At 34.8% G+C, this 15,480-nt stretch carries 14 protein-coding genes; 3 read left to right on the top strand and 11 right to left on the bottom strand.

The features are described 5' to 3' along the window. Nucleotides 1-100: 100 nt before the first annotated feature. From NPY00_RS03465 to NPY00_RS03420, 10 genes are all read right to left on the bottom strand, one after another. Nucleotides 101-1,483, bottom strand: a complete 1,383-nt coding sequence (locus tag NPY00_RS03465; RefSeq protein ID WP_269020683.1) for a sensor histidine kinase — start codon at nucleotides 1,481-1,483, stop codon at nucleotides 101-103. After that, nucleotides 1,480-2,166, bottom strand: coding sequence for a response regulator transcription factor (locus NPY00_RS03460; protein ID WP_269020682.1), 687 nt, complete (start codon nucleotides 2,164-2,166; stop codon nucleotides 1,480-1,482). The genes NPY00_RS03465 and NPY00_RS03460 overlap by 4 nt, the downstream gene beginning before the upstream one ends. Nucleotides 2,167-2,250: 84 nt before the next feature. Beyond that, the gene (locus tag NPY00_RS03455) at nucleotides 2,251-3,753 is read right to left on the bottom strand and encodes a Do family serine endopeptidase (RefSeq protein ID WP_269020681.1); all 1,503 of its coding nucleotides are present in this window, start codon (nucleotides 3,751-3,753) and stop codon (nucleotides 2,251-2,253) included. A gap of 228 nt (nucleotides 3,754-3,981) precedes the next feature. Then, nucleotides 3,982-4,371, bottom strand: a complete 390-nt coding sequence (locus NPY00_RS03450) for a cytochrome c-type biogenesis protein (RefSeq protein ID WP_269020680.1) — start codon at nucleotides 4,369-4,371, stop codon at nucleotides 3,982-3,984. Nucleotides 4,372-4,402: 31 nt separating this feature from the next. Then, nucleotides 4,403-6,382, bottom strand: a complete 1,980-nt coding sequence (locus NPY00_RS03445; RefSeq protein ID WP_269020679.1) for a heme lyase CcmF/NrfE family subunit — start codon at nucleotides 6,380-6,382, stop codon at nucleotides 4,403-4,405. Beyond that, complete coding sequence (gene ccmE, locus NPY00_RS03440; protein WP_269020678.1) at nucleotides 6,372-6,869, bottom strand: cytochrome c maturation protein CcmE; 498 nt, start codon at nucleotides 6,867-6,869, stop codon at nucleotides 6,372-6,374. The genes NPY00_RS03445 and ccmE overlap by 11 nt, the downstream gene beginning before the upstream one ends. Before the next feature lie 171 nt (nucleotides 6,870-7,040). After that, complete coding sequence (locus NPY00_RS03435) at nucleotides 7,041-7,655, bottom strand: tetratricopeptide repeat protein (RefSeq protein ID WP_269020677.1); 615 nt, start codon at nucleotides 7,653-7,655, stop codon at nucleotides 7,041-7,043. A gap of 143 nt (nucleotides 7,656-7,798) precedes the next feature. Further along, entirely contained in the window at nucleotides 7,799-9,211 is a 1,413-nt protein-coding gene (locus NPY00_RS03430; RefSeq protein WP_269020676.1) for an ATP-binding protein, read from the bottom strand. Then, nucleotides 9,208-9,876 (bottom strand): response regulator transcription factor, encoded by a 669-nt coding sequence (locus NPY00_RS03425; protein ID WP_269020675.1) that lies wholly within the window; start codon nucleotides 9,874-9,876, stop codon nucleotides 9,208-9,210. Before NPY00_RS03425 ends, NPY00_RS03430 begins: the two co-directional genes overlap by 4 nt. An 18-nt stretch (nucleotides 9,877-9,894) precedes the next feature. After that, complete coding sequence (locus NPY00_RS03420) at nucleotides 9,895-10,131, bottom strand: hypothetical protein (protein WP_269020674.1); 237 nt, start codon at nucleotides 10,129-10,131, stop codon at nucleotides 9,895-9,897. A 283-nt stretch (nucleotides 10,132-10,414) separates the two neighbouring features. On the opposite strand from NPY00_RS03420, the gene NPY00_RS03415 reads away from it, so the two are divergent. The 3 genes from NPY00_RS03415 to NPY00_RS03405 are packed head-to-tail and all read left to right on the top strand — an operon-like array spanning nucleotide 10,415 to nucleotide 13,713. Continuing rightward, nucleotides 10,415-12,568 carry a transglycosylase domain-containing protein gene (locus NPY00_RS03415; RefSeq protein WP_269020673.1) on the top strand — a complete coding sequence of 718 codons (2,154 nt, stop codon included), beginning with the start codon at nucleotides 10,415-10,417 and terminating at the stop codon, nucleotides 12,566-12,568. Between the two features lie 16 nt (nucleotides 12,569-12,584). Further along, entirely contained in the window at nucleotides 12,585-13,181 is a 597-nt protein-coding gene (locus NPY00_RS03410) for a DUF1214 domain-containing protein (RefSeq protein ID WP_269020672.1), read from the top strand. Next, on the top strand, nucleotides 13,174-13,713 hold the full coding sequence (locus tag NPY00_RS03405) for a DUF1254 domain-containing protein (RefSeq protein ID WP_269020671.1): 540 nt from the start codon (nucleotides 13,174-13,176) through the stop codon (nucleotides 13,711-13,713). Before NPY00_RS03410 ends, NPY00_RS03405 begins: the two co-directional genes overlap by 8 nt. Nucleotides 13,714-14,117: 404 nt before the next feature. On the opposite strand, the gene NPY00_RS03400 is transcribed toward NPY00_RS03405, so the two are convergent. Next, nucleotides 14,118-14,969 carry a peptidoglycan-binding domain-containing protein gene (locus NPY00_RS03400; RefSeq protein WP_269020670.1) on the bottom strand — a complete coding sequence of 284 codons (852 nt, stop codon included), beginning with the start codon at nucleotides 14,967-14,969 and terminating at the stop codon, nucleotides 14,118-14,120. Nucleotides 14,970-15,480 lie beyond the last annotated feature (511 nt).

Here is a 15,480-nt window from a genome sequence, read left to right as displayed (position 1 = left end):
GAATTATTATTTCAATTAACATCCTCTTTCATTGCATTATACTTATTTTCTTTAGAAAAAATACAAATACTAAAATAAAATAATCAAACTCAATTAGACATTAAGGAAAAAACAAAATCGCTCTAAGACCAGGATTTGCATTTTCAAGTATGAGTTCACCACCATGCAATTTCATAACAGCTTTTGCTATACTTAAACCAATCCCAAAACCCGATTGTGTACGGCTTTCTTCAAGACGAACAAAACGCTCCATGACTTTTTCATACTTGTCCGCAGAAATTCCAGGCCCATTATCGCTGACCACAACTCGTAAACTCTCTCCACAACTTTCCATCGACAGAAAGACCTCAGCTTTTTTATTATTATGAGATGCATATTTAATTGCATTATCAATGAGATTAAATATGGACTGCGCAATAAGCTCACGGTTTAATTTAAGCTCTTTATCAAATATCTGTCCTAATCGAAGGATCACGCCAGATTCTTCTGCAAACGGTTCATAAAGTTCAACCGCATCTTCCAGAATGCTCCTCATATTCATTGTCTCTAAATGCTCAATTGAACAACTGGCTTCAATACGTGAAATCATTAAAATAGCATTGAATGTGCGTATGAGTTGGTCAGATACTATTATAACATCATCCAATGCCTGCCGATATTCTCTTTCTGTCTTTTTTCCAGAGAGCGCTTCTTCAGCACGATTCCTAAGACGTGTTAGCGGAGTTCTAAGATCATGCGCGATATTATCTGATACTTGACGCAAACCGACATTTAATTCTTCAATACGATCCAACATAACATTTAGATTGATCGACAATCGATCAAACTCATCGCCGGATCCAGAAACAGGTAAACGACCACTAAAATCACCATTCATCAATCGTTGAGATGCTTCCGTGACATGATCAATTCTTTGTAATGCTCGTCTCCCAACAAAAAACCATATTAATAAAGCTCCTCCCATCATTGCTGCAAGAGCAATGATAACAGCTTTACGGATCACGGCAGAAAAACGTTCTGCTTCATCTAAGTCTCGCCCAACAAGAAGTTTCATAGCATTAGGCAAATTAACAACGATTGCTAAAGCGCGATGTTTACTTATTTGGCCGCGTTCTCCAAAACGTGAGTACAAAAAAGAATCTGAAAGAAAGCCTTCTTGTTTCAAGAGACCAACTTGAATGCGCGCAACATTCCCCGCTAAAATACGTCCCATAGGGTCAGTAACAAGATAAAGAAAAGCACCTGGTTGTCGCGAACGATAGTCAATAGTACGAATTAATAAAGCTAAACCACCATATTCATAAGCACTTTCAATACGCTTTAATTCTTCACGCAAAGCATGTTCAGTTTGATTTGTTAACAATGAAACAGAAAACGCTGTCATGTAAACAGAAAGTCCTGCTGCAACCAACATAAAGAGTAAAATATAAAGTGCAGAAAGTCTTAATGCAGTTGTACGCATTATATTGATAAAGCGATTCATATTTTTTTATCTGGTTCTTTCAGTATATACCCAGATCCACGGATAGTATGGAGCAGTGGAATATCAAAATCTTTTTCAATTTTAGCTCTCAAGCGAGATATATGAACATCAATAACATTCGTTTGTGGATCAAAATGATAATCCCAAACATTTTCCAAAAGCATAGTCCTCGTAACAACTTGACCGGTGTAACGCATTAAATATTCAAGCAACCGAAACTCACGTGGTTGTAATATGATATTCCTATCTCCTCGTTTTACCGTATGAGATAAGCGATCAAGCACAAGATTTCCCACACAATAAACAGTTTCTGTCTCTTTAGGATTTTTCCGTCGTTGTAAAACTTCAACACGTGCAAGCAATTCAGAAAAAGCATAAGGCTTTGTTAAGTAATCATCTCCTCCGGCACGTAACCCTGTTACACGATCATCAACTTGTCCTAAGGCTGAAAGAATAAGAACAGGCGTTTTAATCCCTTTTGTTCGCAATTCCGTAATAATAGAGAGACCATCACGATACGGAAGCATCCGATCAATAACCATAACATCGTAATTTTCCGTCTCTGCTAATGTATAACCCGTCTCTCCATCATGCGCAACATCAACAATGTGTCCTGCCTCCAAAAAAGCCTTCTCGAGATAACATCCCATTTCATAATCATCTTCGATGACAAGTATCTTCATAAAATGTATCTCCATTATTTGATCAAATGAGTTTGGGACAGAAATCTAATAAACTTCTGCCCCACTCTTCTCTCATAAGGATTATTATTTGGCAATCGGAAGAGCAACAAACCTATTTTGATCGTTTGTTCTCACTTGCAATAATATTGCAGGCCGTCCCAATTTTTTTGCATACTTAATTGTCTCGGTAATATCAGATACCTTTTTAACAGGTTTATTATTAACCGTCACAATCACATCACCAGGACGAATTCCTTTATCCGCTGCATCTGAATCCAAATCTACATCCGTTACAACTAATCCTAAACCATCATCGGCAGGTGTCACAACCAGACCATAATTTTCTAATGTTTCATCTGAACTACTTTGTCCATTTGGACGTTTTAAACCTTCTTTTTTATTTTCATCGTCAGGCATAGAATCAAGTTTTACTTTGATACGCTCCTCTTTACCAGATCTCCAAACACCTAAAGTTACAGTTTCTCCCGGTTTAATATTTGCAATACGCTTTGCTAAGTCACGTGCATCCGCAACCTTTTCATTGTTCACAGAAATAATGACATCACCTGTCTTAATACCAGCTTTTTCTGCAGGTCCTTTCAATGGATCAGTAACCAAAGCGCCTTTGGTTTCTTTCAAACCTATTGAATCAGCAATTTCTTTTGTCACTGGTTGAATTTGCACACCAATCCAACCACGTTGAACTGAGCCTTTATCAATGAGCTGTGTCACGACTCGTTTTGCTGTCGCAGCAGGAATAGCAAAAGCAATCCCAACATTCCCACCAGAAGGAGAAAAAATAGCTGTATTCACTCCAACAACTTTTCCGGTAAGATCAAAAGTTGGACCGCCAGAGTTTCCTCGATTAACTGCAGCATCAATTTGAATAAAATCATCATAAACACCAGCACCTATATCACGTCCACGTGCTGAAACAATACCCGCTGTCACGGTTCCGCCAAGACCAAATGGATTACCAATAGCGACAACCCAATCTCCAACACGAAGTTGAATATCATCACCAAACTCAACATACGGGAATTTCTGTTTATCATTGACCTTTAATACTGCAAGATCTGTGCGCGGATCCGTTCCAATCAGTTTTGCATTAAGCTCTGTACCATCATCAAGAACAACAGTGTAACTTGTTCCATCAGAAATAACGTGATTATTGGTCACAATATACCCATCAGATGAAACAAAAAAACCAGATCCAAACGCTATAGGACGCAGTTTATGGGAACGATGTGAAGGTTTGTTTTCAGGCCAAGAGCGGTCAAAAAACTCTTGAAAAAATTTTTTTAAAGGATGTTGATCTGGCAATTGGTCAAAACCTGGAGTACTAAAAAAATTACCAAAAAATCGTTCTTCTTTTTTTGCATTGCTTTTCACTTGCACAGAAACAACAGCTGATTTTACTTGAGAAACAACATCTGCAAACCCATGCTGTTGCCTTGATGAAACCAATACAGGATCTGCATAAGCTGCTGATGTCCACAAACTTGATCCACTAAACAATACTGTCCCCGCTAAAGCTGTAGAAAAACCGATTGCAGCTAATGTTGTACGGAAAGTTCGTTGAACCATTTTATACGCTCCTCTTCAGTAGTATTTTTTGATATGTATTGCCATTCATTATACAATAGTGGACCTTACCGTTTTCTGTCTAAATAATTAAAATTTTGTAAGGTTAAAGAAATAACAATCAATAACTTAGAAGAAAAAAGTCAAAACTTGAAACTTATTTCATTTTTATTTTTATATAAGATTTACTTTGCTGATTTTAATCATTGTTTTCATGAGTATCAGACATAATTATCTTTTATGCTTGATTATCTTTTTATGCTTGTACAACTTTATTCGAAACAAAATGAAGCTCAAGCCAATAGCTATAATAATAAGAGGAGATAACCACAAAAACCATGTTCCTTTATGGAAACGTGGCTTTAATAAAATAAATTCCCCATATCGATCAACAAGAAAATCGATAATCTGCTGATCACTTTTTCCTGCTTCTAAATATTCACGGATTAAAAACCGTAAATCACGTGCTAAAAGAGCATCTGAATCATCAATTGATTGATTTTGACATACCGGACAACGCAAACGCGCTGAAATATCGCGAGCACGTGTTTCAAGAACTGAGTCTTTTAAAATCTCATCCGGTTCTACCGCAATTGCCAATTGCGTTATTGAAAAAACCATAAAAAAAATTAAAACTCTTAAAAAATTCATTTCAATTATTTTTAGCGGATTTTAAATTAGAGTCTATTCGTTTATTCCTTCTCATAGAGAAGTAGCAGCCTAAAAAAGAAAAACATCCTCCCACAGCCATCATTAATGCACCAAACCAAATACAAATCACATAAGGCTTCCACCATATATGAACAGCAAGTCCTTTCTCATCGATATGGCCCGGCGCAATATACAACTGAGAAAAGCCATAACTTTTAATACCTACTTCTGTTGTTGATATATTTTGACTCGGATAAAATCTCTTAGATGCTGTTATATTGCGAACTATATTTTGATTGTCATACACTGTAAAATCAAATTGTACTGCAGAATAATTTGATCCAAAAACATTTTTTACGCTGTCAAAGCAGACAATTTTATCCGCTATCGCAACTTTGTCCCCTATTTGCATTGTTAAAATCCGTTCGTGCCCAAACGTCGCAACACAAACAATCCCAAACAATGTAATTCCTAATCCCATATGCGCAAATGCAGTACCAAAAGCAGACCACGGTAATCCTAAAAACCTCTTAACCCGTACCAATAATGGAATCTTCCGAGGCCCACTTTTCACCCAAAGATCAACTAAAGCACCCCAAAAAACAAAAAAAGACAGCCCTACTCCTAAAGCTGCAAAAATATCACGTAAAGACGTTGCATAAAATGTCCAAAAACAAGCAATACTCGCTAAAATAAAAGCAAACCACAATCGTTCAAAAACTGCAAAAAAATCACCACGTTTCCAAGCCATCATTGGTCCAAATGGAACTAACAAAAGCGATACTGCCATTAAAGATCCGACTGTAAGATTAAAAAAAGCTGCACCAACAGAAATTTTTTGACCCGTAAATGCTTCCAAAAAATAAGGATAAAGTGTCCCAATTAATATCGTCAATGTTGCTGTTATAAGAAATAAATTATTTAAAACAATAAAACCTTCACGCGAAACTGACTGAAATAATCTTCCTGTCTTTAAAACCGGTGATCGTAGAATAAAAAGAAAAAAAGAGCCCCCCATAAAAAAAAACAAAATAGTCAAAATAGCCCACCCACGTGTTGGATCAAGAGCAAAACTATGAACAGATACGACGATACCAGAACGGACAAGAAAAGTTCCCATCAAAGAAAGAGAAAAAGTCAAAATAGCTAGAAATAAGGTCCAATTTTTTAAAGCTTCCCGCTTTTCAAGCACGATAGCAGAATGCAAAAGAGCTGTTCCTGACAGCCAAGGCATAAACGAAACATTTTCAACAGGATCCCAAAACCAATAGCCACCCCAACCCAACTCATAATATGCCCAATAAGACCCCACCATAATCCCAAGCGTCAAAAAAAACCATGACAGCAGAAGCCACGGCCGTACCCAACGCGCCCAAATGCCATCAACATGTCCTGTAATCAACGCAGCAATCGAAAAAGAAAAACAAACTGAAAAACCAACATAACCAAGATATAGTAGTGGTGGATGAATTATCAACGCGATATCTTGTAAAATAGGATTAAGATCTTTGCCTTGCAATGCCGGTGGGATAACACGTAAAAACGGATTAGAAACAAAAAGAATAAATAAAAGAAAAGCACTTATAATCCAGCTTTGACAGCTTAAAGTAAGAACTTTAAATTGTTCTGACAATTGATGTCCAAACAAAGCAACCAATGTACTGAAAAAAGATAAACTTAAAACCCATAGCAACATTGATCCTTCATGATTTCCCCAAACCCCAGCGATCTTATACAGTATCGGTTTTTCCGAATGCGAATTTTCAACAACATTTAAAACAGAAAAATCTGACACAACATAAGCATACACCATAATCAAAAAAGACATTAACAAGAATATAAAGATGAAATATGTGAGCAGAATCTCTACACGTATTAATGAGCGTTCTCTCCATAAAATACTAAAAAAAGGGAAAAATGCTTGCAACAAACTAACAGATAATCCTGCAGCTAAAAAAATATGACCCAATTCAATGAGCACGATCAAATGACCTCTTCATATCATAGCTCTTTTCCAAACGATCTGCTGTTTCTTTAGGCATATAATTCTCATCATGCTTTGCCAAAACGCGCGTGCCTATAAAAAGACCTTGTTTATCGAAATGCCCTTCTACAATAACACCTTGTCCCTCACGAAAAAGATCGGGCAATATACCATTGAAAATAACTTTTTTGTGTTCCAAATTATCCGTTACAAAAAAAGTAATTGTTGTTCTTCCAACAGGTTTAACAGTTCCTTTTTCAACAAAACCACCTAAACGTAAAGAACGACCCGTTAAAATATCTTCTCTTGTAATTTCAGACGGCATACGAAAAAAACTTACCGTATTGCGCATTGCATATACAACAAGACCTATCGCAACAATCATAATAAAAATGCACAACGCAATCATCAATGCCCGCTCTTTTTTCCGTCTTTTTAAAACCAGTTTAAGTGAAAGACGATTTTTCAAAGCTTGATTGTGCATAGTTTATTTACAAAAAATATTTCTATAAATATCTTAACGTTTTTTCTTTTAAAGAGAGTTACATATACTCTACGCAGATATAATTTTTATTTCGCTATTTTGACATTTACATAATAAATCAAACCTCATTCAATAACTTCAGCAAATTCCCATCATTTTCTTTATAATCTTCTAATGAGATGCTTTTTGTAATTGAATGATCATATTCTCTACCTGCACCCGTCCCACACTATCCTGTGGCATTGTATTAAGAAAATCTTGTAAAAATTGCACTGCCTGCACAGATTTCCCTGCCTGACGAAGCGCATCCGCTAAAAATAAACGAGGATAAAAATCATTTGGAGATAAATCTGCAGCTTTTTGAAAAGCATTTTGTGCTTCTTGTGTAATGACTCCTCCTGCATTTCCAACTAACGCCAAACCGTACCCTACAAGCCTTGGAGCTGTTTCCTCATTCAAACGAAAGACATCTAAATAAACATTCACCGCATCTTGAAAACGATTTCTCTCAAGATAGGCTATTGCTAACGCATCCGCTATTTTACCATCATGAGGCGTACGCAAAAAAAGTGTTTGTAAACGCACAAGCTTTTCATCTTCATTTAAAGTTTTTGGATCTTTATCCATCAATTCTTTAAAAAAATAACTTTTAATGCTAGGATTACCTGTCAAACTATAAATACCATATGTCATAAGAACAACAAATGAAACACCCAACACTTTAAAAGCACTAAGACTCTTAAAAAACTTATAACGCTTTACGCGATCGAACAAAGACAACTGCATCAAAAGACTCCCCAAAATTTGCTATTATATCTTAAGTGCCTTATTTTTTTTATATATTTTCACTTTGCGTGAGTGTAACATAACATTTCATATTCTAAAAGACTTCTTTGTTACATCTATTGCTGTATACAAAAGAAAACTTATTAGCGTTTAGGCAATAAAACTTTCGTATACAATCCACCCAATGCAGAACGTGATAAAAAAAGTTTTCCACCGTATTCATTAACTAGATCTGAAACAATTGACAATCCTAAACCAGTTCCTGGCTTATTTTCATCAAGTCTTTGGCCTCTCTTTAAAGCTTTATTAATTTGCTTTTCTGTTAAACCCAAACCATCATCTTCAATCACAATACGAAAAAACATTTCATTTTCAGTACTTTCTTCTAAACAACAGCTGATTAATATTTGAGTACGAGACCATTGCACAGCGTTTTCAATTAAATTGCCGACAATTTCTTCTAAATCTTCTCTTTCACCAGCAAACACAATATCAGAACTCTTCATGATTAGTTGAATCTGTTTATCAGGATTGAGCTTTTTCATAACCCGCACTAAACTTTCAAGAACTTCGCAAACGGATGTATGATAAAGAATACTGTCACGTTGTGCTACAACTCGAGCTCGTCGCAAATAATGATTTATTTGTGCTTGCATCATTTTAGTTTGTTCACGGAGTAAAATTGCTTGTTCTCCACCCATTTTATCCGTTTCATTTATGATCACTGACAAAGGAGTCTTCAACGAATGAGCAAGATTACCAACCTGCATTCGAAACCGTTCAATCATACGTTGATTATTTTTAATAAGAGCATTCATTTCTTGTACTAGTGGCATAACTTCACTCAATAAATCTGTATTCACAGAATCCGCTTTCCCTTCTCGAATATCACTCAATATTTTTTGTATTTTTTTCAACGGCTGAAAACTAAAAACAATAATAGCAATATTAATGAGAATACTTCCTAGCCCAAAGATCCAAAAGAAAATTTGTAAAGTTCGTTTGAATTTTTGCACTTGTTCATGCACGTCACCAATATTTCCAATAAGACGAAAACGTGCAATGTGATTTTTATTATCAAGAGCAACGTCACTTTCAATAACTTGTAATTGTTGATCATCAATATTCTTTATCCGATAAGAACGAAAAAAATTTTTATCAAAAGGAACATCTACATCACTTGGTGAAAAAATTTTCTTAACTCCTAATGATGGTGAAATTAGTCTCCCATAAAGATTAGGCGAAATCGCTTTTACCTCCCAATACCACCCCGATGTGGGATCTGAATAACGAATATCATTCAACCCAATATTTTCTACTAAATACCCTTCAGGAGATACTGTAACCGTTGCTATCAAATTATAAAGATGAGCGGTAAGAATACGCTCTAAACTTTGTTCACTTGAACGCTGATAAAATAAAATACTCACTCCAAAAATCGATGAAAGAGACATAACAATCCATAACGTTGATAAAATTATCACACGCAAACTGAGAGATTTTTTAACTAAAAAAAATAACTCCTTCAATCGAGGATTATTTTCTAAAACGGTCATTTTTCACCTGATGTTTTAGCTCGATAACCCATTCCCCGAACAGTTTCGATTAAATCAACTCCAAGTTTTTTTCGCAATCGTCCAACAAAAACTTCAATTGTATTTGAATCCTTATCGAAATCCTGATCGTAAAGATGTTTAATAAGCTCTGTTCTTGAAATCACTTTGTCTCCATGGTGCATAAGATAAGAAAGAAGTCGAAATTCGTGTGATGTCAATTTAATCAACTGACCATGAACAAAAACGCGAGACGTTTTCGTATCCAATAAAACATTACCAAAAGACAATATATTTGTTGAGTGTCCTGCAGAACGACGAATTAACGCTCTCAATCTCGCCATAACCTCTTCTAAATGGAAAGGTTTCACCACATAATCATCAGCTCCTGCATCAATCCCACGCACCTTATCAGACCAACTATCACGTGCTGTGAGTATTAGAACAGGCATAGAATATCCCTCTTGTCGCCATTTCTCAACGACAGAAATTCCATCCATACGGGGCAAACCAACATCAAGAATCACAGCGTCATAAGATTCTGTACTTCCTAAAAAATAAGCTTCTTCACCATCAAAAGCATTGTCGAAAACATATCCCATTTCTCTCACAGCTTCTGCTAGCTGAGAGTTAAGATCTCGATCATCTTCAACAATTAAAATACGCATCACAGAACCTAAAATACGTCACTCAGAAGGAACTGTAATTTCAACACGGCGCAACTTTTCACCATCACGAGCAGGTACAATAATCACAACCGTACACATATTTTTACCTTCTCGAACAATCGGGATCGAACGTGTTAACGTTCCTCTTTTCTGCATTGCAACTCTTTTACCAATTTCAGCACAATCAGCTGCAAAAGCAGAATCTATATTGATCAATCTTATAAAAACTGCAAATAAAAAAATTTTCCTAACCATAAACTTCTCATAATCTATTCGACCTGAATACAAGATGAATAGCAGAATTTTTGACCGATTAAATTATACATCAAGATACATGATATAAAATTTAAATAAATCAAATAAAGAATCCGATTAATGAATAACAAAATTTGAGTACCATGTATATTTTGTAATAAAAGAGATTTTTTAAAATTATAAAAAACTTGCTTTTAGTATAACTATAGAAAAAAAACGTCTTTACTCCATATAATTATTACAAAATTATTCATCCTACTCCCTTATTATCAGGATCCTTTAAATGTTTGATTTCTTGAAAAAGAAGAAGGAAAGAAAAAATAAATTATTTCGTAATGAGAAACTGATTGCATTAGATTCACTGCTAGATACAATGCTTTACCGTATCCGTACTGCTAACAATCGCTTCTGGAATCAAACAACTTTCACAACACAGTGTTTTCGCATACGAGGATGGAAACGCTTTATCATTGAAGTTCTTGATGAAACACTGACATTGGGATTAATTGGTTTTACTCTTTTTACAACCGTTGGAATATCTATTTTTGAATTAGCAAAAAAAGACTGGTACACTTCTCAGAATTTTTCCATTCTTTTTTTAGATCGATATGGAAATCCCATCGGATACCGTGGAACTTCACCAGCTGTCTCAGTTCCTGTTGAAGAAATGCCTGATTATCTTATCAAAGCTGTTCTTGCGACAGAAGATCGTCGTTTTTTTGATCACTGGGGTGTTGATTTTTACGGTCTCATACGAGCAATTTCACGAAATATGCAAGCTAAAGGTGTCGTTCAAGGTGGCTCAACTCTTACACAACAACTCGCTAAAAATTTATTTTTAACAAATGAACGAACCATAATCCGTAAAATTAAAGAAGCGTACTTAGCTCTTTGGTTAGAAGCAAATTTCAATAAAAAACAAATCTTGCAACTGTATCTTGATCATGCCTATATGGGAGGGGGTAATTTTGGTATCGTAGCAGCTGCCAAGTTTTATTTTAATAAAGATATACATGATGTATCTCTTGCTGAATCCGCTATGTTAGCTGGTCTTTTCAAAGCGCCAACTAAATATGCTCCCCATAACAATTTATCTGCCGCACAAACCCGTGCCAATATTGTCCTTTCTAACCTAGTGGCTAGCGGTTTCATGACCGATAGCCAAATCATCAAAGCACATCGTTATCCTGCAAAACTCATCGCAAAAATAAAAAATGATCAGCCAAATTATTTTCTGGATTGGGTTTTTGATGAAATTCAAAAAATGAGCAGCAAACTCCAAAGTCGTAATTTGATTGTACAAACGACCCTTGACCCAAACATACAGAAAATAGCAGAAGAATCCATTAAATATTATTTACACCAATATGGTCCACAATACCGCGCAACACAAGCTGCTGCTGTCATTATGGATAATAATGGAGCTGTCCGCGCTATTGTTGGAGGCGTTGATTATAATAAAAGTCAATTTAATCGAGCAACTCAGGGCGGTCGACAACCTGGTTCTTCATTCAAACCTTATGTCTATGCCGCTGCCATGGAACGCGGTTTATCTCCCACAACCATAGTCCTCGATGCTCCTATAAAATGGGGTCGTTGGTCCCCTAGAAATAATTCTGGACGCTATCTGGGGAAGATTGATGTCGCAACTGCTTTAGCTTTCTCTATTAATACAATTCCTGTCTATATTACTTCTCAATATCTTAATCGTGATACTCAACCTATTATCAATTTGATTAAAGATATGGATATTAGCGCACATATTTTATCGCATAAAACCATGGTCTTAGGTACATCCAATATGACCCCCATGGATCAAGCAACAGGTTTCAATGTTTTTGCTAATGGTGGAATAGCTGGAAATCGTCATGGCTTCACACAAATCAAAACATCCGATGGTCATCTCATATGGGATTGGACACTTCATGGCAACAAATCACACAGAGTTATCAGCGAACAATCTGCAGCTTATATGAATCAAATGATGGTTGGAGTTACAACAAGGGGATCAGGAAAACGCGCAGCTCTCCCCATGACCCTTGTTGCTGGTAAAACCGGAACATCACAATCATATCGTGATGCTTGGTTTGTTGGTTTTACTGGAAATTATACCGGTGCTGTCTGGATGGGAAATGATGATTTTTCTCCTATGAATCGTGCTTTTGGTGGCGTTATTCCCGCTATGATATGGCACAGAATTATGTTTTATGCACACCAAAACACAATGATAAAACCACTCTATGGTGTTAAAAACTCTATCTTACCTTACCATCCCCCTATTCCTTTTGCCCATCACAACTCGGAACAAACACTTCTATTGCCTCATACTTTTTCACCTAAAACACTACAAATTGTGCAAAAAATTAACGAAGATCTCATGAAAACTCCACCTGCAATCTTATCAAAAACTACAACTCTTCAATCCATCATGCATTAAATTTGAGTATCCTACGATGTTTTTTAAGATTGCTGTTTTTCTTGTTATCTTTTCTTTTTCCATTTTAGGTGGCACATTAAGTGTCAATTATATTCTTAATTCTTTTGAAAATTTTGGTCGTTTCACAATTGGAAAATGGAATACTTATCCGCAAATAGGAACAATGGAAACAGATCCCTATACTCGTGCTCGTTCTGCTAAACATGGGAATATTTCACTTGGACGTACAGAAAGTCTCATTTTCCAACTCTGGGAAGATAACCATGGACGTCCACTTCGCTCTCATTGCAATTACATCCTCAAAGGTTTTCTTCCTGAAGCGCGTCTTTTTACTCTTTATACAGCCGATAAATTTCTTAAACCATATATTTCAACCGATGCAGTGCCTTTTGCACTCCACACTCACAATATTATCTATGAAAATGATGGTTCATTATACATACACATTTCCCCAACTCCACAAATTGGCAATTGGCTTGCAATTGTTAGTCCTGAAGAATTCGGACTGATCCTCACTTTATACGATACCTCAATCATCTCTGCAACAGAATTACAGAAACTTACTATGCCTTCTCTAGAGAAAATCCCTTCAGGACAAAAAAATTGTGATTAAACTCATTTACATTGTGCTTTTTACAAGCTTCAGCACTCTTATTATTCATATTTCTGTTTTATTTTTAGTTCCTTATTATGCACAAAATAATATATGGACACGGCTTGAAAAAACAGGAAAACCCTACCAATTTGTTAACCTGCACCCTTCTAGCTCTATTCATCAATCTCGAGACCCTTTATTTCTTCTTAAAGTCTGCAGATTTAATCTTGAACATGGCCCTGTCCATTTAACAACTCAAAAAACAACACAATTCTGGTCACTTTCAGCGTATACGCATGATGGCATTATTTTTTATAGTTTGAATGACCGAACAGCTCTTAATGCTCAACTTAATCTGATTATTGGAAAACCTATACAAATCATAGAGCTTAGACGATCGATAATGAAAACCAATCTTAATCCAGTTTTAATAACTCAAGATTTGAATGAAGGTTTTGTTATTCTACGTGTATTTTCTCCTTCTTTCTTAACGAAAAAAGGTAGTGAAACTTTTCTTTCACAGGCAACTTGTCATACATTCAATGAATAGTTCTTTCTTTAATTATAAAAAACATACCCAATGGATCAATTACAATCTTAATAAATCAAATATCAAAAATAGCTTTTGCGTTCAATTTAAGACTATTTTTCGTTCAATTTAAGACAATTTATTATATCCAAATATTTCATAAAATGGTTGTTTATCTAAATTAAAATTCACTACGCTACTGCACAAAAACAGTTCATTAATTATATGTGAGCATAACACCATTTCTGTTTTACAGAGAATAAGTTATTTTGACAGACGATCACATTGTTCACTGAATAATCTTTGATAGAGCAGACATAAATAATTTTGAACAAATATACCTTGCTCTTCTCGAAATTTATAATCTCAATATATTTTTCTGTAATATCGGTTGTTTTTGATCATCAGAAAAGAAAAATTTCTTTTTAACTTAATAATCCAATTTCACGCATCTTTATCAAAACTTTACGATCAATTTTACCTGTTATAGGAAGATTAAATATTTTTTGAAACTGTTTCAAAGCATTTTGTGTTTTTTGATCTTCTCTACCAGTCACAACAATCTCAGAATCTCCAAAAAAACGCAAAGCTTCTTGTACACGCATAACATCTGAAACAGAAGGTTTTACAAAAGTATCTTTTGAATCTGCTACAGCATTTACTTTAAGTGCATTATTGATCATTTCTTTTTTGCTTCGGTTTATTATTTTGGCAATTTCATCTTCTGAATATTTTTGTAAACTATTCTTTTGCACGAGCATATCTTTATGAGCCATTTTTTCTTTCCACAATGCGATAGCACGACGCATTTTCGGACCATCTAACCCATCTAACGGACCATCATAAAAGCCAAGTTTTGTTAACTTTTGCTGCATTTTCAATAAATTTTCCTGTAATAAACTTTGCTCCGAAGGTACATTTTTACGGAAAATACGTGGAATAGGTACAGAAGAAATCTGAACACCATCGGTGTGAGATATTGTTTGTTGTTTGAATAAAATTGCATCCTGATCTACAGTTGAAGAACGCTCCAACTTCATTTGAATATATGCATCTTGATTCATGTTTATTTGTGAAAATAAAGCATTAAAAGAAACAAATCCAAGACTAATAATAAAAAGAAGAAAACCTACAACCAATGAAGCATTTGTGCGCATACAATAATAAAGACACTTCGTTAACCAAAAAAACAACCAACCAATCATTAAAAAAAATGTTATAATAATACTTCGTTGCTTTAAAACTTTAGTTTTACGCATTTCTCGTTTTTTGGCCATTATTTTTTATTTTCAATTGTGATTGGTTTTCTATACAAAATTCAATAGAAGTTATTTTATCTATAATGAGAAGAAAATATATTCACGGCTTTATTATAAATTATTTTAATGCCCATAATCATTATTAAGATACCAATGTATCAATGAAATAATCTCTGATCGTTTAGTTAACCTTATGCATTTTTATATTTTAAATATTCTAAGTAAATTCAATCAAACCTCCCTTGTGGATTATTTCTTCACGTCACACAAATTTACGAGGATATACAAATTTAATTTCCCATGTAACAGTGCAATCAGCTAAACGATTGCAGACACAGTATATATCTAAACTCAAAATACCCTAATAATATCCAATAAAATTCACAAATTTAAGATTACTTAAAAAAAATAAAAAATCATGAATAAAATATAAATTTTATACCAACAATAACATTGTTCTAATAAAAATAATTACTTAAATGTTTAATGCGGAATATAAGAATACCAATTTTTTCAATACGTAGATTGA

This window comes from Bartonella sp. F02 (assembly GCF_026929975.1).
GTDB lineage: Bacteria > Pseudomonadota > Alphaproteobacteria > Rhizobiales > Rhizobiaceae > Bartonella.
This window is presented reverse-complemented; position numbering and strand designations above follow the sequence as displayed.